This is a genomic window from Stenotrophomonas sp. YJH_SMC_19 (assembly GCF_059367915.1).
Genome location: NZ_JCAFRI010000020.1, coordinates 53,128 through 77,724, shown reverse-complemented (window position 1 = coordinate 77,724; position 24,597 = coordinate 53,128). Strand labels below are relative to the sequence as shown.

Here is a 24,597-nt window from a genome sequence, read left to right as displayed (position 1 = left end):
AGGACCTGTCGAGACCCCCATGCCTGTGGTTGCCAGCCGGAGAGGACTCCGGCGCCCACAACGAAGGCCACCGCGCTGATGGCCGCACCGATGCTCGATACCTACCGTGAGGTGGTGACGCCGGAGGGTGTGCTGCTTCAGTTGCCGGTAGCCGGACCGCTGCCGCGGGCCATGGCCTGGCTGGTCGATCTTGGCGTGCGCATCGCGGTACTGGTGCTGATGGCGATTCCGCTGGCGGTGCTGGACGAATTCGGCTCCGGCCTCAACCTGGTGCTGATGTTCCTGGTCTACTGGGTCTACCCGATCGTGTGCGAGGCGCTGTGGGGCCGTACCCTGGGCAAGCGCGCGCTGGGCCTGCGCGTGCTGTCCCGCGATGGCGCGCCCGTGGGCTGGATGGCGGCGATCACCCGCAACCTGCTGCGCACGGTGGACATGCTGCCGTTCGGCTATGCACTGGGCCTGGTCAGCAGCCTGTTCGATCCGCACGGCCGCCGCCTCGGCGACCTGGTGGCCGGCACCGTGGTGGTGCACGCGCCTGTGCTGTACCTGCCGCCGCCACCTACCATCGACAGCGTGCTGGCCCCGCCGCAGCCACTGCGGCCGGAGGAACAGGCCGCGCTGATGGCCTTCGCCGAGCGCGCGCCACGGCTGTCGGCGGCCCGCCAGCAGGAGCTGGCCGGCATTGCCGAGCCCCTGACCGGTACCCACGGCCAGGTCGCCGTGCTGCGCCTGTACGCCATGGCCAACTGGCTGCTGGGGCGGCGATGAAACAGGAACAGTTCGTCGCCCGCTACCAGCAGGAATGGCAGGAGCTGGAACAGTGGCTGCTGCTGCGTGCCGGCGCCTCGCGCCGCGCGCGCCGCAAGGCCAGCGGCCTGGCACTGGACGATACCGCCGTCCCGCAGCGCTACCGGCGCCTGTGCCAGCAGCTGGCGCTGGCCCGCGAGCGCGGTTACAGCCCGCAGCTGGTCGAGCGCCTGCAGCAGCTGATGCAGCATGGCCACAGTGTGCTGTACCGCACACGGCCGACGCGCTGGCGCGCCGCGCTGGAATTCCTGGTGGCCGACTTCCCGCTGCTCGTGCGCAGCCAGGCACGCAGCATGTGGGTGGCGCTGGCGATGTTCGCGCTGCCGGCAATCGCCTGCTTCGTGCTTGTACAGGTCTACCCGGACCTGATCCATACGTTGATGGACAACCGCCAGATCGCCGCGATGGAGCGCATGTACGACCCTGCCGCCGAACGACTGGGCCGCGACAGCGGTACCGACTGGATGATGTTCGGCCACTACATCCTCAACAACATCAGCATTGCCCTGCGCACCTTCGCCAGCGGCCTGCTGGCCGGGCTGGGTACGCTGCTGGTGCTGCTGTTCAACGGCGTCACCATCGGCGCGGTGGCCGGCCACCTGCAGCACATCGGACACGGTGGACCATTCTGGCGCTTCGTGGCCGGCCATGGCGCGTTCGAGCTGACCGCGATCGTGATCGCCGGCGGTGCCGGCCTGCAGCTGGGCATGAAGCTGCTGGCACCGGGCCGGCGCAGCCGCCTGGACGCGCTGGTCGACGGTGGCCGCATCGGTGCGCGGCTGTGCCTGGGCGTGGCGTTCATGCTGCTGGCCGCAGCCTTCATCGAAGCGTTCTGGTCGTCGATCGCCGAAGTCCCCGCATGGACCAAGTTCGGCGTCGCCGGAGTGCTCTGGGCCGGCGTGCTGCTGTGGCTGTGGCGTGGCGGGCGTGGAGGCGGCCATGCGCATTGACCGTCTGGACGTGGTGCTGCGTGCACGCAGCGGCTGGGAAGCGATGGAGCTGGGCAGTGCCCTCGCCCGCCGCCATGCGCGCGCCGTGTGGGGCAGCTGGCTGCTGGCCAGTGCTCCGTTGTTCGTGATCTTCAACGCGCTGGGATGGTGGCTGGATGCCTTCGGCTGGGCCTGGCTGGCGATGTGGTGGTGCAAGCCACTGTTCGAGCGTGCGCCGCTGTATGTGCTGTCACGCGGCATCTTCGGCGAACCGGTCAGCACACTTTCGGCCCTGCGTGCGCAGCGCCACTGGGGCAACACTGGTTCCTGGGGCTACCTGGGCTGGCGTCGCTTCAGCGTGCTGCGCAGCCTGTGCCTGCCGGTGAACCTGCTGGAAGGCAACGCACCGGGCCAGCGCGGTCCACGCCGCCGTGCGGTGGCTGCCGGCGCCGCAGGTGCGGCGACAGTGCTGACCGTGACCTGCATGGCGTTCGAAGCGGTGCTGGTGTCCGGCGCCATCGGTGCAGTGTTCATGTTCATGCCACTGGACCTGATGTCCGAATCCTGGCGTGCGGCGTGGGACATGATCGGCAAGGACACGCCGGCATGGGCACGCTTCGGTTTCAATCTGGCCTGCTGGCTGGCCTCGGCGCTGATCGGCCCGTTCTTCGTCGGTGCGGGCTTTGGCCTGTACTTGAACCGGCGTACGCAGATGGAAGCCTGGGACGTCGAAATCGCCCTGCGCCGCCTGCGCGATCGCCTGCTGCCGGCGGCATCGACGCTGGCGCTGCTGCTGTGCCTGGCACTGCCGCTGGTCTCCGCCCCGGTGCATGCGCAGGACGCAGATGCCGAGCCCGGGCGCGCAATGGGCAAGCCCAACGCCAGTGACATCGCCGCCGAAGACGACGACGATGAACCGACCATCGACCCGGCCAACACGCCGGCCACCATCTTCGGTGGCACGCCGGTGGACACCGCCGGTTTCCGTCAAGCGGTTAACCGCGCCTATGAGGACCCGCTGCAGCGCCCGACCCGCGAGGTCACCCGCTGGAAGCCGATCGAGCAGGCCGAGGAAAAAAAGAAGGAAGACAAGCAGCTGCAGCGTGACACCAACAGCAAAGGTGAACGCAAAGCGCGCAGGGACGGCATCGCCTGGCTGGCACGGCTGGCCGAATGGGGCCTGTGGGGCCTGCTCGGCATCCTGCTGCTGGTGCTGCTGCTGACCGCGCGGCTGTGGCTGCCATGGCTGCGTGGCAGTGGCCGGCGCAAGGCCGACGCTGCACCGGAGGTGCTGGAGAAACAGGTGGAGTTGCCGGTGGTGCTGCCGCCGGACGTGGCCACCCAGGCTGGCCTGCTCTGGGACCAGGGCCGGCCGCGGCAGGCGCTGGCCCTGCTGTACCGCGCAAGTGTGCGCACGGTGGGCGAGCGCAGCGGTATCGCGCTTCCACCTGGGGCCACCGAAGCGCAATGCCTGCGCGCGTCGCGGCGCATGCCTGATGCCACCGATCGTGACCTGTTCGCGCGCATCGTGCGCATGTGGCAGTACGCCGCCTACGGTGGCCGCCTGCCCAGCCGCGCCGATTTCGATGCATTGGCCGATACCCTGCGCCAGCAGTACGGGTGGCAGGCATGAGTCCGCGCCTGTTCTGGTCGCTGCTGCTCGGTGCATTGGTGCTGTTCGGTGTACCGCTGACCATCCTCTACCTGCGCACGCACGAACGGGTGACCGAGACGATCCGGCTGCCGCCACAGGGCGAAGCCGCCTACAACCCGCTGTACGTACTCGGCCAGGCCCTGCGCGCCGATGGCATTGACGTGCACTCGCGGCCACGGCTGGAACTGCAGCAGATGGCACTGGGGCCGAACGATACGGTGGTGCTGCTGCAGGACAGCAGCGAACTGCCGCCGCCCGTTGCCAGCGCGCTGCTGGACTGGGTCGACGGTGGCGGCCACCTGCTGGTACGTACACCGCCGCCGGCCGAGGACGATGCCGGCAGCACGCAGGGCCCCTTGCTGGACCGGCTGGGCGTGGACAGCCTGTTCCAGCGCAGCGACTGCCAGCCGTTCCATGTCGACGACGATCCTGGCCACGTCGAATTCTGCGGTGGCCGTCGCTTCACCCTGGGTTTTGCCGCCAGTGCGCAGGCCGAACGTCGCTGGGGCACGGATCGCGACCTGGTGTTCGCGCGCCTGCGCCATGGCCAGGGCAAGGTGAGCGTGCTGGCCGACATGGAGTTCATGCGCAGCGAGGTGGACTCACCGGCGGCGCGCCTGGCCTCCGCAGGGGGCAAGGCCAGCGACGGCCTGCACGACGCGTCGCATCGCGACCTGACCCGCTACCTGCTCGATCCGAACTACGGCAAGGGTGCGGTCTGGCTGGTCTATGCCAGCCGCCCGCCGTCGCTGTGGTCGCGCATGTTCTATCAGGGCTGGCCGCTGTGGGCACCGTTGCTGCTGGCCCTGCTGGGTTGGCTGTGGGGCCGCTCGCAGCGCTTCGGCAGCCTGCTGCCGTCGCCGGTTCTGGAACGCCGTTCGCTGCTGGAGCACGTGCGCGCCAGTGGTGAACTGCTGCTGCGTTTCGGCCACGGCGCGCGCCTGTACGAGGCCGTACTCGCCCTGTTCCTGCACCGCCTGCGCCTGCGCGCACCGGTTGCCGCCGCACTCGATGGCGCGCCGCGTGATCAGGCCATCGCCGAGCTGCTGAAGTGGCCGCAGGGCCGCGTTGCCAGCGCGCTCACGCCCCCTCCGCCGCACGATTCCTCCGCCCTGCGCGAGCGCATCCGCTTGCTGCTCCAGATGAGATCCCTGCTATGACCGAAGTCCCCGAGCTGCCGGCGGCCGCCAACGCCCGCCTGATCGAACGCGTCGATGCCATCCGCGATGCCGTCGGCCACGCCTTCATCGGCCAGGCCGATGTGCTGGACCAGATCCTGGTGGCCCTGCTGGCCGGTGGCCACGTGCTGATCGAGGGCGTGCCCGGGCTGGGCAAGACCCTGCTGGTGCGCGCGCTGGCCCAAGCACTTGAGCTGGACTACGGTCGCGTGCAGTTCACCCCCGACCTGATGCCCAGCGACGTCAGTGGCCACGCGGTGTACGACCCGAAGAGCGAGAGCTTCAAGATCCGTCGCGGCCCGGTGTTCACCAACCTGCTGCTGGCCGACGAGATCAACCGCGCACCGGCCAAGACCCAGTCGGCGCTGCTGGAAGTGATGCAGGAAGGCCAGGTGACCATCGAAGGCAAGGCCTTCACCCTGGCGCCGCCGTTCATGGCGCTGGCCACGCAGAACCCGCTGGAACAGGAAGGCACCTACCCGCTGCCGGAAGCGCAGCTGGACCGCTTCCTGCTGAAGGTGCTGATCGACTACCCGCAGCTGGAGGACGAGAAGCGCATGGTGACCGCGATCACCAGCGGCCGCGCCGCCAGCGATTTCGACCTGAGCCAGGTGCCGCGCGTGCTCGGCGCCGGCGAACTGCTGGAACTGCAGCGCGCCACGGCGGCGATCACCGTCGATGACGAAGTGATCGACTACGCGGTGCGGATTGTGGCGGCCACGAGGCAGTGGCCGGGTATCGCGGTCGGCGCTGGCCCGCGTGGCAGCATCGCGCTGGTACGTGCCTCGCGCGCGCAGGCGGTGTTGGCCGGCCGTGACTTCGTCACCCCCGACGACGTGCGCGACATCGCGCGCCCCGCGCTGCGCCATCGCATCGCGCTGGCACCGGAACTGCAGATCGAAGGCCAGGACGCCGACGACGTGCTGGGTGCACTGCTGGCCAAGGTGGAAGCACCGCGCCGATGAGGCCGGCCCCGCTGCTGCTGGCGCTGCTGCTGGCCTGGGCCGCCCTGGGTGGCCTGGTGCTGGGTGGCCTGCTGCCGCGCTGGAGCTGGGCGCTGGCCGCGGTGGCGATTGCCGTGCCAGCGTTGATGGATTTGTGGCGGCAGACGCGGCGTCCATCGCCGCAGATCCAGCGTGAGCTGCCCGAAGCGCTGGCACTGGGCGTGCGCCGCGAGGCCGCGCTGCGGCTGCAGGCGGACGCATCGATGACGGTGCAGGTGTTCGACCTGGTCCCCGGCGGCTGGCCGCTGGAGTCGCTGCCGCAGCGCGTGCGCCTGAAGGCCGGCAGCGCCTCCACCCTGCACTACCACCTGCAGCCGCTGCAGCGCGGGCGCTTCCGCTTCGACGGCGTGCACCTGCGCATGCGCTCGCCGTGGCGGCTGTGGTGGCAGCAACGCACGCTGCCTCCCGCGCTGGACGTGCGGGTCTATCCGAACTTCGTACCGCTCACCCGCTTCGCCCTGTTCAGCGCCGACCAGGCCTCGCGGTTGGTCGGTGCACACGTGAAGCGCCGCCGCGGTGAAGGCACCGACTTCCACCAGATGCGCGAGTACCGCATCGGCGACAGCCTGCGCCAGCTGGACTGGAAGGCCACCGCGCGTGCGCGCAAGCTGGTCTCGCGCGAGTACCAGGACGAGAAGAACCAGCAGCTGCTGCTGATGCTCGACAGTGGCCGCCGCATGCTGGCCAGCGAAGGCGGGCTCTCGCACTTCGATCATGCATTGAACGCCTCTCTGGTGGTGGCCTACCTGGCGCTGCGCCAGGGCGATGCTGCCGGCCTGTTCGCCACCGGTGGCGAGCGCCGCTGGGTAGCACCGCAGCGTGGCATGGGCACGGTCGAGCACCTGCTGCGTGCCAGCTACGACCTGCAGCCGCGCGCGGTGGCCACCGACTACCTGGCCGCCGCCACCGAAGTGTCGCTGCGCCAGCGCCGGCGTGCGCTGGTGATGCTGGTCAGCAACGTACGCGATGAGGACATCGAAGACCTGCTGGCGGCGGTGCGCCTGCTGCAGCGGCGCCACCTGGTGTGCGTGGCCAGCCTGCGCGAGCGCGAACTGGATGCTGTCCTCGATGATGAGGTGCAGTCGCTGGAGGACGCGGCACAGGCCGGCGCCGCGGCGCTGTACCTGCAGCAGCGCGCGAAAGCGCATGAAGCGCTGCGCAGCGAGAAGGTGATGGTGCTGGACGTGACCGCCGACGCCCTGCCCGGTGCACTGGTGGAGCGCTATCTGGCGGTGAAGCGCGAAGGGTTGCTCTGATACCAGGAACGGTTGCCGGCCAGCGGCCGGCACTACCGACACATCGCTCTGGTAGGTGCCAACCTTGGTTGGCACGAAACCCACAGCGCCGACCAGGGTCGGCATCTACCAGCAACGGTTGCCGGCCAGCGGCCGGCACTACCCCTGCAGCAATCGCCGCTGCAATCGCTCCACCGCGCGCTGCAGTAACACCCGGTTGCGGGCCAGCTTCATCCACTGCGGCAGGCGCGAGAACATGGATCGGTGATGGCCGCGGCTTTCGCGCAATGTCGCGCTCGCGTACTCGTGCAATGCCTGCAGATGTTCAGCGTTATAGGCCTAGAGCAGGCCTGCGCGGGTCGGTTCGACCAGGCACAGCGGCAATCCGAAGTGCGGATCGGCAGGCTCGGCATCACGCAACGGACGCACCGAGACCGAAACATCGGTACTGCGATCACATTGCGCGCATCGAGCAGCGAAGGACGCCGGTGCAGGAACGCCAGCGGGAACCCGACGACGCACGTGCAGCCACTGATGCCCACAGAATCCACAAGGTTGGCGGCCCAGCATGTAGACCGCACCGACCCAGTCACCACTGTCCAGTGCAGAACTGCAGCCGGTGCAGCGGAATCGCGCGGTCCACCGGTAGGGTTCCCAGCTGGCGACCACCCAGCCGGGGGCGTCGCAGCGATGGCAACGCACCGCGACACGGTCCGCGAAGGCCTGCAGGCTGCGCCCGTCATCGAAGTGCCGGCCAGGCACGGGCGAAGAACGCCCATGCCGGCCAGGCCAACGCCGCACCGCCATCAGACGTAGATCCGCGTCGGCGCCTCGTCAACGATCGCATGCGGCACGAAGCGCGCACTGTCACGGGTGATCGCGCTGTCGTCTTCGCGGATGCCGATGCCGCAGGCGTGGTCACCCACCACCCAGCTGCCGATCAGCGGATAGCCGCCTTCGAAGCGGGTGAGCGGATGGGCGCGCTGGATGATCGCCGGGCCATCGTAGGGACCGTCGCTGCGCTGGGTGCTGCCATCGGCCAGATGCATCTCGATGTTCGCGCCTTCGCGCGAGAACAGCGGCTTGCGCACCCAGCCCGACGCCAGCGTGCTGCCGTCATCAAAATGCGCTTCCAGCAGGTTCGGATGGCCCACGTTACGCTGCCACAGCAGCGGCAGGATGCCCTTGTTGCTCAACACCGCCTTCCACGCCGGCTCCAGCAGCTGCACGCCCGAGCCGGGCAGCGCGCGACCGAATTCCTCGGCCATCAGGTCTTCCAGCGGGTACAGCTTGAACAGCGTGCCGATCACCGAATCGTCCAGCGCGGTGAAGCGACCGTCCTCGGACAGGCCAATGTCCTCGATGGCGATGGCCTGGCCATGCAGGCCGGCCTGCGATGCACAGTCGCGCAGATAGTCGACGGTGCCGCGGTCTTCTTCGGAGCTGCCCACGGCACTGAAATACAGCGGCGGCGGCAGCTGCGTGGCCAGTTCGCCGAAACGCTCGACCAGCGTTTCGTGGATCGCGTTGAACTGGTCGGCGTGCTGCGGCAGGCGACCGGCGTTGCGCTGGTCTTCCAGCCACTGCCATTGGAAGAAGCTGGCCTCGAACAGCGAGGTCGGCGTGTCGTAGTTCAGTTCGTACAGCTTGGCCGGACCGGTACCGTCGTAGGCCAGGTCCAGGCGACCGTACAGATGCGGCTGGCGCTGGCGCCAGCTGTCGGCGATCCAGTCGCGGTAATGCGACGGAATCGCCAGCTGGTCCATCAATCGTTCGCTGGCGATGACATCGCCGACCAGGTCCAGCGCCATCTGGTGCAGCTCGGCGCTGGGGTCTTCGATGTCCTGTTCGATCTGGCGCAGGGTGAACGCGTAGTACGCGCTTTCGTCCCAGTACGGCTGGCCGTCGATGGTGTGGAAGCGGAAACCCGCCTCTTCCGCGCGCGCCCGCCATTGGGCACGCTCGGCAATCCGGATGCGCTGCATGGGTCGATCAGCCGCCGTAGCTGCCGCTGCTGCTGCGGCGCGCGCTGGTGTTGCCGAAGCCACCACGGCTGGCAGTGACCGCACGGTTCGGTTCGCTGGTGACCGGGGCCAGGCCGGCCTTGCCCGCGCCGATGCCGCTGGCGGTGTTCAGGCCACCAGTGCCACCCGGTGCCGGGCGCGCCCAACCCGCATTCTTGTCCTGGTAGGCCGGCGCCGACGCCGGTGCCTGCGGTGCCAGGCCTCCGCGGTTGCTCAGCATCTGCGACATGAAGAAGCCCATCATCATCGGGCCGATGAACGAGGTACCGGCCGAGGTGTGCTGCTGCACGCACTGCTCCGGCTTGTAATCCTTCTCGCAGGCTTCCCTGCTGGCGTACTTCGGCGCCGCATCGGCGGCCTGCTTCTGCGCTTCTGCGAAGGCATTGCGGCACGACGACGGATCGCCGGTGGCCTCGGTGCAGGCCTCGACCGAGGTGTACAGGCCTTCCTGCACCTTCACCTCCGGCTCCTTCTGGCAGGCGGTGAACAGCAGCGGCGCGGCGCTCATCAGCAGCAGCGCGGTGGTGCGGGAACGTTTCATGGCCTCATGCCCTGTCGACGGATCAATGCCCCAATGATGCCAAATCCGGACCAGCAACCGGAATCGGCAAAGTCCGAAAGATGAACGGACTTTCATTTTCGTCGCTCCAATCAGGAATCGGGGGTCAGAGCCCGTCGCACAGCAACGGGATCCGACCCCGTCAGATCGCAGGAAACTGTCGAAGGCGGGGTGGGTCCGGTTGCGGGGGCGTGAGCGCCATGGATGGCGCGACCGAGGCTACATGGACGTACTTGCGCCGTCCCCCGCAGCCGGACCCACCCCGCCGTCCCACGGATAGCCCAGCTGTTGCTGTTGAGGTTGCCGGCCAGCGGCCGGCACTACCCCGGGTGCAGGGCGCAGCCCTGCCGCTCTCTCCCCGGTGGTTGCAGCAGCAACCGAAAAAATTGGCCATGATCGGCTGACCCCCACGTCGTACGGCCCGCCCGTTCCGCCAGCCATGCCCGAATACCGTTCCCGCACCTCCACCGCCGGCCGCAACATGGCCGGCGCCCGCGCCCTGTGGCGTGCCACCGGCATGAAGGACGGCGACTTCCACAAGCCGATCATCGCCATCGCCAACTCCTTCACCCAGTTCGTGCCCGGCCACGTGCACCTGAAGGACCTCGGCCAGCTGGTCGCGCGCGAGATCGAGCAGGTCGGCGGCGTCGCCAAGGAATTCAACACCATCGCCGTGGACGACGGCATCGCGATGGGCCACGACGGCATGCTGTATTCGCTGCCCAGCCGCGAGATCATCGCCGACGCCGTGGAGTACATGGTCAACGCGCACTGTGCCGACGCGCTGGTGTGCATCAGCAACTGCGACAAGATCACCCCCGGCATGCTGATGGCAGCGCTGCGCCTCAACATCCCGGTGGTGTTCGTTTCCGGCGGACCGATGGAAGCGGGCAAGACCAAGCTGTCCGAGCACAAGCTGGACCTGGTCGATGCGATGGTGGTCGCTGCCGATGACAGCGCTTCCGACGAGAAGGTGGCCGCGTTCGAACGCAGCGCCTGCCCCACCTGCGGCTCCTGCTCGGGCATGTTCACCGCCAACTCGATGAACTGCCTGACCGAAGCACTGGGCCTGTCGCTGCCGGGCAACGGCACCACGCTGGCCACCCATGCCGACCGTGAGGCGCTGTTCCGCCGTGCCGGCCGCCTGATCGTCGAACTCTGCCATCGCTGGTATGGCGGCGAGGACCCGAGCGCGCTGCCGCGCGGCATCGCCACCCAGGCGGCGTTTGCCAATGCGATGACCCTCGACATCGCCATGGGCGGCTCCACCAACACCATCCTGCACCTGCTGGCCGCCGCGCAGGAAGCGGAGGTCGACTTCGACCTGACCCACATCGACGCGCTGTCGCGGCGCGTACCGCAGCTGTGCAAAGTGGCGCCGAATACGCCGAAGTACCACATCGAGGACGTGCATCGCGCCGGCGGTGTGTTCGGCATCCTCGGTGAGCTGGACCGCGCCGGCCTGCTCGAAACCACGGTGCCGACCGTGCACAGCGCCAGCCTGGCCGACGCGCTGGAACGCTGGGACGTGGTGCGCAGTGACAACGACACCCTGCACACGTTCTTCAAGGCTGGCCCGGCCGGCATCCCCACCCAGGAAGCCTTCAGCCAGGCCACGCGCTGGCCGACGCTGGACGTGGACCGCGCCGAGGGCTGCATCCGCTCGCTGCAGCATGCGTATTCGCTGGAAGGCGGGCTGGCCGTGCTGCGCGGCAACCTGGCCGTGGATGGCTGCGTGGTGAAGACCGCCGGCGTGGACGAATCGATCCACGTGTTCGAAGGTCCCGCGCGTGTCTATGAAAGCCAGGACGCCGCCGTGGCCGGCATCCTCGCCGACGAAGTGCAGCCGGGCGAGGTGGTGGTGATCCGCTACGAAGGCCCGAAGGGCGGCCCCGGCATGCAGGAAATGCTGTACCCGACCAGCTATCTGAAATCGAAGGGACTGGGCAAACAGTGCGCACTGCTCACCGATGGCCGCTTCTCCGGCGGCACCTCCGGCCTGTCGATCGGCCATGTCTCGCCGGAAGCCGCCAGCGGCGGTGTCATCGGCCTGGTGGAAGATGGCGACCGCATCCGCATCGACATTCCGGCCCGCCGCATCGACCTGCTGCTGGATGAGACCACGCTGGCCCAGCGCCGCGCCGACGCCGATGCGCGTGGTTGGAAGCCGCGCGCACCGCGCCCACGCAAGGTCACCAGCGCGCTGAAGGCCTACGCCCTGCTCGCCACCAGCGCCGACAAGGGCGCCGTACGCAACACCGCGCTTCTGGGCGATTGACCGCCATACGGTAATGCCGGCCGCTGGCCGGCATCTGGGAAAAGGGGACGGAGGGAATTAAGTCGTTTGTGCCTAAAACGACTTAATTCCCTCCGTCCCCTTTTTTCCGGCCAGCGGCCGGCACTACCGGTCAGCCGATCACGCGCTTGAACGGCGGCAGCGCGTCGATGATGCGCTTGCCGTAGCGGCGGGTCAGCAGCCGCGAATCAAGAATGACCACGCGGCCGGTGTCGGTGGAGGTGCGGATCAGGCGGCCGGCGAACTGGGTCAGCGTGCGCAACGCATGCGGAATGGCGATCAGGTTGAAGGCATTCAGCCCACGCCCCTCGAACCATTCGCTGAGGGTGGCGGTCTGCGGATCGGTCGGAACCGCGAATGGCACCTGGGTGATCACCACCGTGGTGCAGGCTTCACCGGGCAGGTCGAGGCCTTCGCCGAACGAGTTCAGTCCGAACAGCACCGAACCCTCGCCTGCGGCCACGCGGCGCAGGTGCTCGTCGATCAGGCGGGTCTTGGACATCTCGCCCTGCACCAGCACCTGCTTGCGGCGCGCGGCCGACATCAGCCCAGCCACCTTCTCCATCTTCCAGCGCGAGGTGAACAGCACCATCGAGCCCTTGGCCCAGTCCAGTTCGGTGTCGAGATAGCGCGCTACTTCGCGCGGGTGGCCTTCGCGGTCGTCCGGGGTGACCGGGAACTTCGGCACGATCAGCTCGGCCTGGTTGGGCAGGTCGAACGGTGACGACAGCGAGACCATCTCGGCCTCTTCCGGAATGCCGTTGTCGATCGCCAGCGACTGGAAGTCGCCACCGCCGGTCAGCGTCGCCGAGGTCATCACCACCGAGTCCACTTCATCCCACAGCAGCTTGCGCAGCACGTGCGCGGCCGAAACCGGCGAGCCGTGCAGCACCAGGTCGCCGTCGCGGGTGGCGGTGACCCAGCGCGCCATCGGCGGCGCACCGTCCTTGTCTTCGCGACGCCAGGCCTGCCACAGGTTGTACTGCTGCTCGATCATTTCCAGCGCCATGCCCAGATTGCGCTGCAGGCGCTCGCGCGCGGCATCGTCCGGCTTGCCCTTGGCCACCTGCGCGGTGGCGGCATGCGCCCAGTTGTAGAGACTGCGGGTATCGTCGGCCAGTGCTTCGATCGGCTCGCGCCAGGCCTCGGGCAGGCGTCCATTGGCGGCGCGCCACATCGGTTCCTCATCGGCTGGCGCCGGCATCCACACGCGCTCGATATGATCGCGGAACGCACGCAGCTGCTTGGCCACGTTGCTGGCCACCTCGATCGCTTCGTTCGGCAGCAGGTTGCCAAGGCGATCCTTGTCGACCGCGCGGTAGGCGCCGGCGATCAGGATCTGCAGGCGGCCGGTACGCTTGGCCATCTCGTCCAGCGCCAGGCTGGCCGCGCCCTGGTCGATCGCCACATTGCCGATGTGATGGCCTTCGTCCAGCACCAGCAGCATGTCCGACGGCGGTGCGATCAACGGCTGGCCGTTGTCGCTGTCGCCGATCGACAGCGCCGACAGCAGCAGCGCGTGGTTGGTGACCACGATCTGCGCATCGCGCACGGTGTTGCGCGAACGCAGTACCGCGCACTGTGCCGAGTACGCACAACGGCGCCCCGCGCAACCCGAGGCCGGCGTGGTGATGCGGCTGCGCAGGCCGGGGCTGATCGTCTCCGGTGCGTTGTCGATGTCGCCATCCCAGCTGCCGCTGGTGAAGGCGTCGGTCAGGCGCTTGGCGATGTCCATCTCGATCGGCGCCAGTGGCCGGTCGAACAGCGGCGCGTCATCCTCGAACATGCCGCCCTGCGAGCCCTCGCCCTGCGCCTCGGCGGCATTGCGCGTGCACAGGTAGCGGGTACGGCCCTTGGCCAGCGCCACGGTCGCCTCCAGGCCGGTGGCTTTCAGGAAATTCGGGATATCGCGCTCGACCAGCTGCGACTGCAGCGCCACGGTGCCGGTGCTGATCACCAGCTTCTTCTTGCTGGCCAATGCGATCGGCACGCCTGCGGTGAGGTAGCCCAGGCTCTTGCCGACGCCGGTGGGCGCCTCGACCACGCCGACGCCACCGCTTTTCGACAGCGCACGCGACACCACGCCGATCATCTGGCTCTGCGAGCGACGGGTGGAAAAGCCGGGGGTATTGGCCTGCAGCGTCGTGTACGCCTTGCGGATCGCGTCCTTCAAGGTGTCATCGAGGGTGCGCGGAGCGGCGACGGTTTCGGTCACGCCGGGAATTACCGTAGCTGGATCAGGCCGGGCATTGTCGCATGGCCGGCCGCATTCACCGCCGCTGGGACCCTGAACGGGCCAGCGACGACGCCCGCTGGCGGTCCCGGTCCAATGGCCGGACCATCCCAGGGGCAGATACGCCGGGCATGGCCCGGCGCGACCGGTCAGGCGGCCGGGAGCGTACGGGTACGCAGCAGGCGCACCAGCGCCCACACCACCAGCACCACACCGATGGCCTCGACCATCGCCAGCGCGAAATGCAGCACGCCGAGGATGGCACTCAAGCTCGACACGGCACTGAAATCACCGCTGCGGACCATCCACATCGGCAGGATGCCCGCCGCCATGCCGCCGAGGCTGGCCAGCAGCAACAGCAGCAGGCCGACCAGGGCACCGGTGCGGGTGGCATCGCGCGGTGCGCCGACCACCCAGACCAGGCCCACGCACAGCGCGATCAGCACCGGCAGGCGCACGCCCACCATGCTCAGCACCGTGACCAGCAGGGTTGTGCCGTCCATCGATCAGTCCTCGCCGGCCAGCACGGCCGAGCCCTGGCGCAGCGACTGGTAGACCTCGTCGGTCTGCGGGCGCACACCGTGCCACTGCAGGAAACTCTCAGCGGCCTGCTCGACCAGCATGCCCAGGCCATCGACCGTATTGCGGCACTCCGCGGCGCGCGCCCAGGCCAGGAAGGCGATCGCCGCTTCGCCGTAGTTGAGGTCGACGGCGGTGGTCATCGAGTTGACCAGCGACAGCGGCAGCTTGAACTCGACGTCGCGGTCGCGGCCGGCCGAGGTGGCGTTGACGATCAGTTCGAAGTCACCCAGATCACGCAGGTCTTCCCAGTAGCGGCTGATCGCGCGACCCGGCTCACCCATCGCATCGATCAGTTCATCGGCGCGTTCCGGCGTGCGGTTGACCACCACCAGCTCGGTGATGCCGGCATCAAGCAGCGCCGGGGCGACGCTGCGCGCGGAGCCACCGGCACCGATCAGCAACATGCGGCGGCCACGCAGGTCCAGGCCATGGCGGTCGGTCAGGTCACGCACCAGGCCGATGCCGTCGGTGGTGTCGCCATGCCAGCGGTCGCCCTTGCGCAGCAGCGTGTTGACCGAACCGGCGCGGCGCGCGCGTGCGGTCAGGGTGGTGCACACCGAGAACGCGGCCTCCTTGTGCGGCGAGGTGACGTTGGCGCCGACACCGCCGTCGGCGGCGAAGGCCTCCAGGCCGGCCAGGAACGCCTCCGGGGCCAGGTCGATCGCGCGGTAATCCACCGCGATGCCTTCCTGGCGACCGAACGTCGCGTGGATCTGCGGCGACTTCGAGTGGGCAACGGGGTGTCCGAAGACGGCGTAACGGTCGGTCATGGAATCCTCAAGCTGGCTAGACTGATGCTCTGTTCGTGCATGGAACCGGATGATGCGCATCACCCTGCCCCTGCTGGTGCTTGGCGCCAGTCTACTCTCTGCCCCCGTGGCGATGGCGTTGAACGAGTACGGCATCGAAGGCATGGGCGTGGTCTCGACCCGCGCCGACGAGGGCCGCGCCACGATCAGTGCCGATGGCCGGCGCATCGTCTTCGCACGCCGCGGCGAAGCCGGCTGGGGCCTGTGGGAGGCGCGCGTGGTCGATGGCCGCTGGCAGCAGGCGCAGGCCCTGGCGGTGGGCGTGGCCGGTGAGGCCCGCGATCCGTACTTCAGCCGCGACGGCCGCTGGCTGTTGTTCGCCGCCGGCCGCGAAGGCGCGCTGGCGCTGTACCGGGCTGCAGTGGAAGCCGATGGCCGGCTGGGCAAGGCGCACCCCATGGCCGGCGACGGTGGACGCCACGAAGAGCGTGGGCCGGCCCTGAGCGCGGACGGCACGCGGCTGCTGTTTGCCCGCCAACAGGGCCGTGGCGCCGGCTGGAACCTGTTCGTGGCGACGCTGGATGCGCAGGGCATGCGCGGCCCTGCCACCGCATTGACAGCGTTGAACAGCGCCGATGACGAGACCGACGGCGACTGGCTGGGCAACGATGGCGCGGTGGTGTTCAGCCGCGGCAACGGCACGACCGCACAGGTGTGGAGCAGCGGCTGCGCGTGGAGTGGCGCGGCCCTGCAACCGTTGGGACTGTCGTTCAACCAGACCGGCGGCTGGACCGGCGCGCCGGTGATCGACAACGCCAAGCCAGGCGAAATGATGGTGGCCAGCAGCGCGGCCAGGGCACCGCGTGCCGGTGGCGTGGACGTGTACCGGTTGGCGGTGCCGAAGGTGGCGGCGGTGGCCGGGTGCGTGCGGTAGATCCACGCCGCGCGTGGATGGCGCCCGCGAAGGGGTCAGAGCCCTTTCCTGCGGAAAGGGATCCGACCCCGGGCATTGCCCGTCAGCGCGACAACACCTTGGCGCGCAACTGCTCGTACTCCATCTCGCTCAGCTGGCCATTGTCCTTGCGCTGGTTCAGCGCGGCCAGCTCGGCCTGCACGCTGTCCGGCAGGGCCTGCTCACGGGCCACGTGGCGGGCGGCGGAGAGCTGCTCCGGTGGGCGCTTGCCCGCGCGCCACGCGGCGATGAAGACACCGACGATGATGGCGCCGAACACCAGCGTGCCGGTGCCCCAGATCAGCCATTGCATCCATCCCAGTTCGGGTCCCATCGCGCAGTCCTCCGTCTATCGTGGCGCTATTGTCAGCGCTCGCGCAGCCATCGCGCCACCTGCGGCGCGAAATAGGTCAGCACGCCATCGGCACCGGCCCGCTTGAAGCCCAGCAGCGACTCCAGCACGCAGGCGCGCTCGTCCAGCCAGCCGTTGGCGAAGGCGGCCTTCATCATCGCGTACTCGCCACTGACCTGATAGGCGAAGGTCGGCACGCCGAATTTTTCCTTCACCCGGCGCACCAGGTCCAGGTACGGCATGCCCGGCTTGACCATCACCATGTCGGCGCCCTCTTCCAGGTCCAGCGCGATCTCGCGCAGGGCCTCGTCGCCGTTGGCCGGGTCCATCTGGTAGGTCTTCTTGTCGGCCTTGCCGAGGCTGGCCGCGCTGCCCACCGCATCACGGAACGGACCGTAGAACGCCGAGGCGTACTTGGCCGAGTAAGCCATGATGCGCACGTTGACGTGGTTGTCGGCATCCAGCGCACGGCGGATCGCGCCGATGCGGCCATCCATCATGTCCGACGGCGAAACGATGTCGACGCCGGCTTCGGCATGCGACACCGACTGCTTGACCAGCGCTTCGACGGTGATGTCGTTCAGTACATAGCCCTTGTCGTCGATGATGCCGTCCTGGCCGTGGGTGGTGTACGGGTCCAGCGCCACATCGGTCATCACCCCCAGTTCCGGGAAGCGCGACTTCAGCGCGCGGATCGCGCGTTGCGCCAGGCCGTCCTCGGCCCACGCCGCCGATGCATCCAGCGATTTCAGCGACGGGTCGATCACCGGGAACAGGTCGATCACCGGAATGCCCAGCTCCAGCGCCTCTTCGGCCACCTTCAGCAGTTCTTCGATCGACAGCCGCTCCACGCCCGGCATCGACGGCACTGCGGTGCGGCCGGCCAGTTCGTGCACGAACACCGGGTAGATCAGGTCGTCGGTGGTCAGCGTGTTCTCGCGCATCAGGCGGCGCGAGAACTCGTCGTGGCGCATGCGGCGCGGGCGGTACAGCGGGTGGGACATGGCAGGCTCCGAGGAGTGGCTATTGCAACAGGTAGCCCTGCGGCAGCAGGGGTTCGGGCAACGGGCGTTCGCCGAGCGCATCGAGCTGGTCGATCTCGATCGTGCGCACCAGCGCGTCCAGCGGCAGATCGTTCGGCTCAAGGCCGAACGGGTCTTCCATTTCTTCGCCCAGCTGGTCCAGGCCGAAGAAGGCATAGGCCAGCACCGCCGACAGCACCGGCGTGCCCCAGCCCAGCGAACTGGCCAGGCCGAACGGCAGCAGCACGCAGAACATCCACGCGCAGCGGTGCAGCAGCAGGGTGTAGGCGAACGGCAGCGGCGTGGTGAGGATGCGCTCGCAGCCGGCCTGGATCGACGACATCGCGTGCAGGCGCTCTTCCAGCTGGGTGTAGAGGATGGGGTCGAGCTGGCCGGCGCGCAGCGCATGCGCCAGTTCGGCCGCGATCATCGCCAGCAGCGCATCGGGCACGTTCTCGCGCTGGCCCAGCTGTTCGCGCTGGCGCTTGTCCAGCCACGGCAGTGCTGCCAGGGCGACGATGCGACCACGCAGTCGCGCCGCCAGCGCATGGGCGAACGCGGTGGTGAGGTAGGCGACGCGACGACGACGGCCCGCGTCCTCGGCCAGCAGCAGGTTTACCTGGCGCGCCAGCGAACGCGATTCGTAGACCAGCTGGCCCCACAGCTTGCGTCCTTCCCACCAGCGGTCGTAGCAGGCGCTGTTGCGGAAGCTGAGGAAGATCGACAGCACCAGGCCAAGCAGGGTGAACGGGGTCACCGACACGCGTTCGATGCCGGTGGGGGGCGCCAGTTCGACCACCGCAGCCACGGCGATGGACAGGATCAGGATGGCCAGCACCTTCGGCGCGATCGCTTTGACGATCGAACCGCGCAGGATGTACAGCAGTTGCCAGCCGTGGGGACGGGGTCGGATGATCATGGGGCAGCCGCGCGGGGCGCGGATTCACAGGCACGCGGGGGGCTCGCGCAGCCATTCATTGTACGCCCCCGCCCGGCCATCGGCCGTGTGCCTGCGACGCCCTGTCGCACCCGGGACCGGGCTCAGACCACGCCGCCGCCCAGGCCAAGACGCAGGATGCCGACCACCACCACGATACCGTTCAGGACCAACCCGGCCCACGCCCGGCCACGCTTGCTCGGGTGGGTGAACAGGATGCCCAGCGCGGCGATGACCGCACCGACCGCGGCGAACGGGATCAGGAACCAGTTGCCCCAGCCCAGCAGCGGAATCAACGCCAGGATCATCCACAACAGCGCCAATACGCCCCACAACAGACTGATCACACCCATGCCGCTCTCCCGCAGTTGGTTCCTGGCCCCACCATAATCGTTCCCGTTGCCGCCGCCTACTGCCATTGGCGGGGCTGTCACCCGGCCCGTGCTAGCGTGCTGTCGTGCGTGCCCTGGCCCGGGTGTTGGCGCCGATTCAGAGTGGCCCGCCGATCATCGCAACCAGTCCTGCAGGGGAAGTGCCATGAACATCCGTTGGGCCGCGTTGGCGGCCACGCTGCTGGTCGCCGCCGGCTGTGCCAGCACCTCCAAGGTGATGCTGGGCCGCGCGCGCGCACCGATCGATCCGGCGCTGGTGCAGATCTATTCGACGCCACCGGCCGGCTCCCAGGAAATCGCCCAGCTGGAATCGTCTTCCGCCGTCGGCTTCGGCACCCAGGGCCAGACCGACGCCGCGGTGGCCCGCCTGAAGCGTGAAGCCGCAGCGCTGGGCGCCAACGGCGTGGTGCTGATGGGCGTGGACAGCAGCGGGTCGCCGGTAGGCATGTCGGTGGGCGCGGGCACGTTCGGCTCGCACGTCGGTGGCGGCGTCGGCATCGGGATTCCGACCACGCAGAAGCGCGCCGCAGGCGTCGCGATCTGGGTGCCGAATCCGGCACCGCCGGCGCGGTTGCCGACACAGGTGATTACCCCGCAGCGGTGACGCAGCAGCGTCACCGGGGTAGTGCCGGCCGCTGGCCGGCAACCCCAAGAGTCCTTCCTGCGCCAGGGGCAATGCCGGCCAGCGGCCGGCACTACCGGTGATGCTCAGCGCTTGTACTTCGGCACGAACACCTTGTTCACCGCGTCGGCCAACTGGTCCGGCGGCAGCAGGCCCTGGTCGAGCAGGAAGTTGTTGAACGCCAGGCGGTCGAACTTCGCACCCAGCGCCAGTTCCGTCTGCATGCGCAGTTCCAGGATGCGGGTGTAGCCGTAGAAGTAGCTACCTGCCTGGCCCGGCATCCGCACCATGTAGCGGTCCAGTTCCTGGGTGGCCATCGCCTTGGACAGGCCGACCTGCTCCATCAGCACGCGCTCGCCGTTGGCACGGTCGGTCAGGCCGAGGTTGAGCATCGGGTCGAGCATCGCGCGCGCGGCGCGCAGCAGGCGGAACTGCAGGGCGATCATCTGCCCGTCCAGCGGCTCGTACGGCACCATCTCGGCTTCGGCGTACAGCGCCCAGCCTTCCACGTTCACCGAATTGAACGCGAACATGGTGCGTGCCAGCGACACACCACGCTCGACCATCGCGGTGAACTGCAGCTCGTGGCCGGGGCGGCCTTCATGCGCGCTCAGCGTCCATGCTGCCGCACCGAAGTTGAAGTCGTCGTACTGCGCGCCCGGGCCCGCTGCCGGGTTGCCCAGCGGCAGCACGAAGGTGCCCTGCTGCCCGGTGTTGTTGACCAGCGGGGCCGGCAGGAAGTGCGGAGCCGGGCTGGCCGCACTCTCGGCGGCCGAGCCCAGGCGCATCTGCATGGCGCGCTTGGGCACGTCGACGATGGCGTGCTCGCGGATCAGCGGATCGATCGCATCGATCACCTTGCGATAGTGACCTTCCAGATGGTCGTCGGCGATCTTGTCGGCCTTCAGCGCGCGGATCACCGCCACCGGATCGCTCGGGTCGGCCACCTTCAGCCCCTTGTCCTTCACCACCAGCGGTGCCAGCTGCTGCATCGCCGAGCGGGTTTCCATGAACTCCAGCTGCGCGCGCTGCATCAGCAGCTTCGGGTCGATGTCGATGCCGACCTGCTTGAGCTGGTAGGCGTACAACGGCGCCGGCAGGCGTGCGTCGGCACGTGCCTTCGGCAGTACCTCCTTGCGGGTCCAGGCGGCGTAGTCCTTCATCTGCCCGGCCAGCGCCTTCATTGCTTCATCGGCGCCGGCAATCTGGTACTTCTTCAGCAGCGACTCGATACCGGTGATGTAGGTCTCGACGTTGTCCAGCGACTGCTGCACTTCAATCTTCGTCGGCTGCAACAGGCTGCTGTCCTTCAGCCGTTCCTCGTAGCGCTGGCGCGCCAGCGTGGTGAAGGCGGTGCCGCCCGGCTGCAGGCCGGCATAGGCCTTGAGGCGGTCGACCGCCTTGGCCCGGCGCTCGGCCGGCACCTGGTCGGACAGCAGCAGGTTGAGGCCGCTGAACACGGTCTGCGGCGCATCGCTCCACGGCAGCAGGTACTTCTCGTTGAGCTCGCTGCCTTCGATGTTCTGGCTGGCGGCGTGGATCATGATCTCCAGGTCCTGGCGGACATTGGGATCCTTCTCGACGGCCAGCTTTGCCTTCAGTTCGTCACGTGCCTTGGCCATGGCAGCGCGGTAGCGCTTGCCGTTGTCCGGGCCGAGATCGGCCACCTTGTCGTCGTAGCCGGGCACGCCGAAGAAGCCGGTTTCCTCCGGCTGGAACGGGCCCTGGGCGTCCAGCAGAATCTGCGCCAGCGCATTGCTGCGGGCGACCCAGGCCGGGCTGGCCGGGGTGGCGGCCTTGGCGGAGGGTGCCGCCAGCGCCGGTGGTGCGGACAGCAGCGGTGCGGCAGTCAGGGCCAGGGCAACGGCGAGCGCAATCGGCTTCATGGGACACTCCAGCAAAGGGTTGCCCGCACCCTACGCGCTCACGGCGATGGCGACAATCGGTGGGAAGTCATGGCGGGCTGGTTGTGCAGCCGGGCTCCGCGGAAACCTGGCGGGAGTAGAGTCGATTGTCAGTCGACCATCGCGCGCAGCGCGGGGGTTTTCGCTGTCTGATCGAAGAGCAGTCGACTGACAGTCGACTCTACCCGGTCGACCCTACCCGGTCGACTCTACCCAGTCGACGTCCCGCAGTCGCCTGCGCCCGGAGGTCAGAGCACGGCGGTCAGCGGGCATTCGCCGCGATCACGGCAGGCCTTCAGCTCGCACTCCTGCGCGGCCTCGTCGTCATCCAGCGCCGTCAGGTCGAAGGTCTGCTTGTCCTCGCCCAACACGTACATCACCGGGTAGTCCCACACGTCATCGCGACGGGTACCCTGCACGAACAACCGCCCGTGCGCATGCGGTCCTTCCAGGGCTACGGTCAGGCCGACATCACGCTGGCCGTTGATCGCCGTCTGCATGCTGCCCAGCGGCATCGACTCGATGTTCAACGGCTCACCGAACGCTTCCACCAGTTCAATACTGCAGCCCGCCCGCCGCAGCGCCTCGCGCATCGGCGGGCTCTCGCGTGCTGCCTCGCTCCAGCGCAGCACGCTCCAGGTCACCACACCCCCTGCACCACCCAGCACCAGCACCACCATCAACGGCATCGCCCAGCGCCAGTGGCGGCACCACCAACCGGCGGATGCCGGGTCGTGGGCGGGAATCGGCGGTGGCAGGGTCATCGGCGGGCTCCTTCCCGTTTCTGGATCAGGGCTTGAGGCAACGTCCCAGGAAGGCTTCGGCCACGCGGTAGCGATGCAGGGCATCGGCGCCGGACAGGCCATGCTTGGCACCCGGGTAGGTCATCAGCTCGAACGGCTGTGCACGCTTCTGCAACGCGCTCATCAGGCTGGTCGAATTGGTGAACAACACGTTGTCGTCGGCCATGCCGTGGATCAGCAGCAGCGGCGAGCGCAGGCCATCGATATGGGTCAGCACGCGCGCTTCGCGGTAACCCGCTTCATTGCGCGCCGGCAGGTCCATGTAGCGTTCGGTGTAATGGCTGTCGTACAGGCCCCAGTCGGTCACCGGCGCACCGGCCACGCCACAGGCGTACTGGTTCGAAGCCTTGGCCAGCAGCATCAGGGTCATGTAGCCGCCGTTGGACCAGCCCTGCACGCCGATGCGCGCCGGGTCCACCCATGGCTGCTGCTTCAGCCAGGCCACGCCGCGCAGCTGGTCGGTCACTTCCACCGTGCCCTGCTTGCCATACAGCGCACCACCGAAGTCGCGGCCACGGCGCGGGGTGCCACGGTTGTCCAGCGAGAACACCACGTAGCCCTGCTGGGCCAGGTACTGGTTGAACAGGTGGTCGCCACGGCCGGGCCAGCTGTCGGTGACGGTCTGGCTGGCCGGGCCACCATAGACGTACACGGCCACCGGGTAGCGCTTGGACGGATCGAAGCCGGCCGGCTTGATCACGCTGTAGTTCAGCGGGGTCTTGCCGTCGGCAGCCATCAACGTGCCGAACTCCACCGGGCGCTGCGCATCGCGGTAGCGCGCATACGGATGCTTGGGATCGGCCAGGTCGTTCTCGAGCAGGGTGGCGATCTTCTCGCCATTGGCGCGGAACAGTTCGATCTGCGGCGGCGTGGTGCTGTTGGACCAACTGTCCACGTAGACGCTGGCGTTGCGGGCGAAGCTGGCGCTGTGCATGCCCGGCGCCTTCGACAGGCGCTGCGGCTCACCGCCCTGCAGCGACACCGCGTAGATCTGGCTTTCGCGCGAGGTCTCGATGCCGGCGCGGAAGTAGGCCTTGCCAGCCTTTTCATCAACCGCCAGCAGCTCGTCCACCGGCCAGTTGCCGTGGGTCAGCGCGGTGGCCTTGCCCTTGCTGTCGATGCGGTAAAGGTGCTGGAAGCCGGTGCGTTCGGACGACCACAGCACGCTGCCATCGTCGAGGAAGCGCAGGCTGTTGTGCAGCGGCACCCAGGTCGGGCTGGTCTCGTGGGCGAGCACGCGCTGGCGGTTGGAATCGAGTGCCACTTCCACCAGGTCCAGCTGCCTCTGGTCACGCGACTGGCGCTGGAAGCTCAGGTGCTGCGCATCGCGCCAATCGACGCGGGCCAGGTAGATGTCCTGTTCCTTGCCCAGATCGACCCAGCGCGGCTGCGCGCCGGAAGCCGGTGCGATCACGCCCAGCTGCACGCGCACGTTGGCGTCGCCGGCGGCCGGGTAACGCTGTTCGATCACATCGGTGCGGTCGGCGTAGACCTCGTAGCGCTTCTGCACCGGCACCGGTGCCTCGTCGATGCGGGCGAAGGCGATGGCCGAATCGTCCGGTGCCCACCAGTAGCCGGTGTGGCGGTCCATTTCTTCATCGGCGACGAACTCGGCAACGCCGTTGCCGATGGTGGTGCTGCCGTCGCGGGTCAGCTGCAGCTGCCTGCCGCTGGCCAGGTCGATCACCCACAGGTTGCGGCCGCGGATGAAGCTGACGAAGCCGCCCTTGGGCGACAGCTTGGCGTCGGTGGCGAAGCCTTCACCATGGGTCAGCTGGCGCACCGCCGCCTGGCCCTGCTGCTTGAGGTCGTACAGGTACAGCTCGCCGCCCAGCGGGAACAGCAGGCGCTGCGCGTCCGGCGACCACTGGTAATCGACGATGCCGGTCATCGCGGCGATGCGCTGGCGCTCGCGGCGGGCCTTCTCCTCGTCGCTGAGGGTCTCGGTGCCGGGCAGCACCACCTTGGAATCAACCAGCAACCGGGTCTGGCCACTGTCGATGTCGTAGGTCCACAGGTCCAGCTGGTTGCGGTCGCTGTCCTTGCCGCGCAGGAAGCTGACCTGCGAACCGTCGGGCGCCACCTTCGGCTTCATCAGGGTTGGGCCGGACAACGGCAACGGGCCGGTGATGGCTTCCAGGGTCAGCTTTTCAGCGTGGGCGGCGGTACTGGTGGCGAGCATGAGGGCGAGCGAAGCGAACAGGTGGCGCATGGAGGATCCCGGCAAACGGCAGGTCCGCCCCCGCGATGGACGCGGAGCGGTCGTCCCCCATCCTAACCAAGCCCGTGCGGGAAGGCAGCATGACCTTCTGCCCATGCCGCGGTGCTGGGGTCAGAGCCCTTCGCGCTGCAAAGGGATCCGA

The 24,597-nt window shown here is 68.4% G+C and carries 21 protein-coding genes and 1 pseudogene; 9 read left to right on the top strand and 13 right to left on the bottom strand.

The features are described from left to right. The first annotated feature begins 78 nt into the window (after nt 1–78). From AC5P5R_RS17785 to AC5P5R_RS17760, 6 genes are read left to right on the top strand one after another with little or no spacing between them, the layout of a single operon-like run. Nucleotides 79–768 carry an RDD family protein gene (locus tag AC5P5R_RS17785; RefSeq protein ID WP_005414811.1) on the top strand — a complete coding sequence of 230 codons (690 nt, stop codon included), beginning with the start codon at nt 79–81 and terminating at the stop codon, nt 766–768. Beyond that, nucleotides 765–1,757 (top strand): stage II sporulation protein M, encoded by a 993-nt coding sequence (locus AC5P5R_RS17780; protein WP_495226420.1) that lies wholly within the window; start codon nt 765–767, stop codon nt 1,755–1,757. Before AC5P5R_RS17785 ends, AC5P5R_RS17780 begins: the two co-directional genes overlap by 4 nt. Then, nucleotides 1,747–3,369 (top strand): DUF4129 domain-containing protein, encoded by a 1,623-nt coding sequence (locus tag AC5P5R_RS17775; RefSeq protein WP_099473917.1) that lies wholly within the window; start codon nt 1,747–1,749, stop codon nt 3,367–3,369. Before AC5P5R_RS17780 ends, AC5P5R_RS17775 begins: the two co-directional genes overlap by 11 nt. Next, nucleotides 3,366–4,550, top strand: a complete 1,185-nt coding sequence (locus AC5P5R_RS17770) for a DUF4350 domain-containing protein (RefSeq protein WP_033833771.1) — start codon at nt 3,366–3,368, stop codon at nt 4,548–4,550. The genes AC5P5R_RS17775 and AC5P5R_RS17770 overlap by 4 nt, the downstream gene beginning before the upstream one ends. Next, nucleotides 4,547–5,533 (top strand): AAA family ATPase, encoded by a 987-nt coding sequence (locus AC5P5R_RS17765; RefSeq protein WP_005411535.1) that lies wholly within the window; start codon nt 4,547–4,549, stop codon nt 5,531–5,533. The genes AC5P5R_RS17770 and AC5P5R_RS17765 overlap by 4 nt, the downstream gene beginning before the upstream one ends. Next, nucleotides 5,530–6,828 carry a DUF58 domain-containing protein gene (locus tag AC5P5R_RS17760; RefSeq protein ID WP_088428890.1) on the top strand — a complete coding sequence of 433 codons (1,299 nt, stop codon included), beginning with the start codon at nt 5,530–5,532 and terminating at the stop codon, nt 6,826–6,828. The genes AC5P5R_RS17765 and AC5P5R_RS17760 overlap by 4 nt, the downstream gene beginning before the upstream one ends. Before the next feature lie 138 nt (nt 6,829–6,966). On the opposite strand, the pseudogene AC5P5R_RS17755 reads toward AC5P5R_RS17760, so the two are convergent. The 3 genes and pseudogenes from AC5P5R_RS17755 to AC5P5R_RS17745 all read right to left on the bottom strand — a co-directional run bounded on the left by AC5P5R_RS17755 (nt 6,967) and on the right by AC5P5R_RS17745 (nt 9,372). Then, nucleotides 6,967–7,614 (bottom strand): annotated as a pseudogene (locus AC5P5R_RS17755) (hypothetical protein). Further along, nucleotides 7,614–8,792: a glutathionylspermidine synthase family protein gene (locus AC5P5R_RS17750; protein ID WP_012481554.1), complete on the bottom strand. Its 1,179-nt coding sequence runs from the start codon at nt 8,790–8,792 to the stop codon at nt 7,614–7,616. The pseudogene AC5P5R_RS17755 and the gene AC5P5R_RS17750 overlap by 1 nt, the downstream one beginning before the upstream one ends. A gap of 7 nt (nt 8,793–8,799) precedes the next feature. Then, nucleotides 8,800–9,372, bottom strand: a complete 573-nt coding sequence (locus AC5P5R_RS17745) for a DUF1190 domain-containing protein (RefSeq protein WP_005411539.1) — start codon at nt 9,370–9,372, stop codon at nt 8,800–8,802. Nucleotides 9,373–9,829: 457 nt separating this feature from the next. Here AC5P5R_RS17745 and ilvD point away from each other — a divergent pair, with 457 nt between their 5' ends. Then, complete coding sequence (gene ilvD, locus AC5P5R_RS17740) at nt 9,830–11,668, top strand: dihydroxy-acid dehydratase (RefSeq protein ID WP_100438199.1); 1,839 nt, start codon at nt 9,830–9,832, stop codon at nt 11,666–11,668. Nucleotides 11,669–11,798: 130 nt separating this feature from the next. Here the strand turns inward: ilvD and dinG are convergent, their stop codons facing one another. From dinG to aroE, 3 genes are all read right to left on the bottom strand, one after another. Next, on the bottom strand, nt 11,799–13,901 hold the full coding sequence (dinG, locus tag AC5P5R_RS17735) for an ATP-dependent DNA helicase DinG (protein WP_088436052.1): 2,103 nt from the start codon (nt 13,899–13,901) through the stop codon (nt 11,799–11,801). Nucleotides 13,902–14,068: 167 nt separating this feature from the next. Further along, entirely contained in the window at nt 14,069–14,422 is a 354-nt protein-coding gene (locus AC5P5R_RS17730) for a hypothetical protein (protein ID WP_005411542.1), read from the bottom strand. A 3-nt stretch (nt 14,423–14,425) separates the two neighbouring features. Further along, the gene (aroE, locus tag AC5P5R_RS17725; protein WP_033833778.1) at nt 14,426–15,271 is read right to left on the bottom strand and encodes a shikimate dehydrogenase; all 846 of its coding nucleotides are present in this window, start codon (nt 15,269–15,271) and stop codon (nt 14,426–14,428) included. Nucleotides 15,272–15,320: 49 nt separating this feature from the next. On the opposite strand from aroE, the gene AC5P5R_RS17720 reads away from it, so the two are divergent. Further along, nucleotides 15,321–16,184, top strand: coding sequence for a TolB-like translocation protein (locus AC5P5R_RS17720; protein ID WP_164281624.1), 864 nt, complete (start codon nt 15,321–15,323; stop codon nt 16,182–16,184). Nucleotides 16,185–16,266: 82 nt separating this feature from the next. Here AC5P5R_RS17720 and AC5P5R_RS17715 read toward each other — a convergent pair whose 3' ends face one another. The 4 genes from AC5P5R_RS17715 to AC5P5R_RS17700 form a co-directional block, all read right to left on the bottom strand. Beyond that, entirely contained in the window at nt 16,267–16,536 is a 270-nt protein-coding gene (locus AC5P5R_RS17715; protein ID WP_005411545.1) for a hypothetical protein, read from the bottom strand. A 32-nt stretch (nt 16,537–16,568) separates the two neighbouring features. Further along, nucleotides 16,569–17,558: a porphobilinogen synthase gene (gene hemB / locus AC5P5R_RS17710; RefSeq protein ID WP_005414824.1), complete on the bottom strand. Its 990-nt coding sequence runs from the start codon at nt 17,556–17,558 to the stop codon at nt 16,569–16,571. A 19-nt stretch (nt 17,559–17,577) separates the two neighbouring features. Beyond that, nucleotides 17,578–18,495: a bestrophin family protein gene (locus tag AC5P5R_RS17705; protein ID WP_100438198.1), complete on the bottom strand. Its 918-nt coding sequence runs from the start codon at nt 18,493–18,495 to the stop codon at nt 17,578–17,580. A 122-nt stretch (nt 18,496–18,617) separates the two neighbouring features. After that, the gene (locus tag AC5P5R_RS17700) at nt 18,618–18,866 is read right to left on the bottom strand and encodes a hypothetical protein (RefSeq protein WP_005411548.1); all 249 of its coding nucleotides are present in this window, start codon (nt 18,864–18,866) and stop codon (nt 18,618–18,620) included. A 184-nt stretch (nt 18,867–19,050) separates the two neighbouring features. Here AC5P5R_RS17700 and AC5P5R_RS17695 point away from each other — a divergent pair, with 184 nt between their 5' ends. Further along, entirely contained in the window at nt 19,051–19,509 is a 459-nt protein-coding gene (locus tag AC5P5R_RS17695; RefSeq protein WP_100438197.1) for a YbjQ family protein, read from the top strand. Between the two features lie 104 nt (nt 19,510–19,613). On the opposite strand, the gene AC5P5R_RS17690 is transcribed toward AC5P5R_RS17695, so the two are convergent. From AC5P5R_RS17690 to AC5P5R_RS17680, 3 genes are all read right to left on the bottom strand, one after another. Continuing rightward, nucleotides 19,614–21,413, bottom strand: a complete 1,800-nt coding sequence (locus AC5P5R_RS17690) for a DUF885 domain-containing protein (RefSeq protein ID WP_005411550.1) — start codon at nt 21,411–21,413, stop codon at nt 19,614–19,616. Nucleotides 21,414–21,679: 266 nt separating this feature from the next. Next, nucleotides 21,680–22,195, bottom strand: a complete 516-nt coding sequence (locus tag AC5P5R_RS17685; protein WP_005414826.1) for a cytochrome c oxidase assembly factor Coa1 family protein — start codon at nt 22,193–22,195, stop codon at nt 21,680–21,682. A gap of 25 nt (nt 22,196–22,220) precedes the next feature. Continuing rightward, on the bottom strand, nt 22,221–24,446 hold the full coding sequence (locus AC5P5R_RS17680) for a S9 family peptidase (RefSeq protein ID WP_100438196.1): 2,226 nt from the start codon (nt 24,444–24,446) through the stop codon (nt 22,221–22,223). Between the last annotated feature and the right edge of the window lie 151 nt (nt 24,447–24,597).

Excerpts from the sequence above, each read along its gene's own strand:
- hemB (WP_005414824.1), bottom strand. The coding sequence starts at position 17,558 with ATGTCCCACCCGCTGTACCGCCCGCGCCGCATGCGCCACGACGAGTTC.
- AC5P5R_RS17750 (WP_012481554.1), bottom strand. The coding sequence starts at position 8,792 with ATGCAGCGCATCCGGATTGCCGAGCGTGCCCAATGGCGGGCGCGCGCG.
- AC5P5R_RS17680 (WP_100438196.1), bottom strand. The coding sequence starts at position 24,446 with ATGCGCCACCTGTTCGCTTCGCTCGCCCTCATGCTCGCCACCAGTACC.
- AC5P5R_RS17745 (WP_005411539.1), bottom strand. The coding sequence starts at position 9,372 with ATGAAACGTTCCCGCACCACCGCGCTGCTGCTGATGAGCGCCGCGCCG.
- AC5P5R_RS17705 (WP_100438198.1), bottom strand. The coding sequence starts at position 18,495 with ATGATCATCCGACCCCGTCCCCACGGCTGGCAACTGCTGTACATCCTG.
- ilvD (WP_100438199.1), top strand. The coding sequence starts at position 9,830 with ATGCCCGAATACCGTTCCCGCACCTCCACCGCCGGCCGCAACATGGCC.
- AC5P5R_RS17685 (WP_005414826.1), bottom strand. The coding sequence starts at position 22,195 with ATGACCCTGCCACCGCCGATTCCCGCCCACGACCCGGCATCCGCCGGT.
- AC5P5R_RS17720 (WP_164281624.1), top strand. The coding sequence starts at position 15,321 with ATGATGCGCATCACCCTGCCCCTGCTGGTGCTTGGCGCCAGTCTACTC.
- AC5P5R_RS17695 (WP_100438197.1), top strand. The coding sequence starts at position 19,051 with ATGAACATCCGTTGGGCCGCGTTGGCGGCCACGCTGCTGGTCGCCGCC.
- aroE (WP_033833778.1), bottom strand. The coding sequence starts at position 15,271 with ATGACCGACCGTTACGCCGTCTTCGGACACCCCGTTGCCCACTCGAAG.
- AC5P5R_RS17765 (WP_005411535.1), top strand. The coding sequence starts at position 4,547 with ATGACCGAAGTCCCCGAGCTGCCGGCGGCCGCCAACGCCCGCCTGATC.
- AC5P5R_RS17700 (WP_005411548.1), bottom strand. The coding sequence starts at position 18,866 with ATGGGTGTGATCAGTCTGTTGTGGGGCGTATTGGCGCTGTTGTGGATG.
- AC5P5R_RS17770 (WP_033833771.1), top strand. The coding sequence starts at position 3,366 with ATGAGTCCGCGCCTGTTCTGGTCGCTGCTGCTCGGTGCATTGGTGCTG.
- AC5P5R_RS17760 (WP_088428890.1), top strand. The coding sequence starts at position 5,530 with ATGAGGCCGGCCCCGCTGCTGCTGGCGCTGCTGCTGGCCTGGGCCGCC.
- AC5P5R_RS17785 (WP_005414811.1), top strand. The coding sequence starts at position 79 with ATGGCCGCACCGATGCTCGATACCTACCGTGAGGTGGTGACGCCGGAG.
- AC5P5R_RS17715 (WP_005411545.1), bottom strand. The coding sequence starts at position 16,536 with ATGGGACCCGAACTGGGATGGATGCAATGGCTGATCTGGGGCACCGGC.
- AC5P5R_RS17730 (WP_005411542.1), bottom strand. The coding sequence starts at position 14,422 with ATGGACGGCACAACCCTGCTGGTCACGGTGCTGAGCATGGTGGGCGTG.
- AC5P5R_RS17780 (WP_495226420.1), top strand. The coding sequence starts at position 765 with ATGAAACAGGAACAGTTCGTCGCCCGCTACCAGCAGGAATGGCAGGAG.
- AC5P5R_RS17690 (WP_005411550.1), bottom strand. The coding sequence starts at position 21,413 with ATGAAGCCGATTGCGCTCGCCGTTGCCCTGGCCCTGACTGCCGCACCG.
- AC5P5R_RS17775 (WP_099473917.1), top strand. The coding sequence starts at position 1,747 with ATGCGCATTGACCGTCTGGACGTGGTGCTGCGTGCACGCAGCGGCTGG.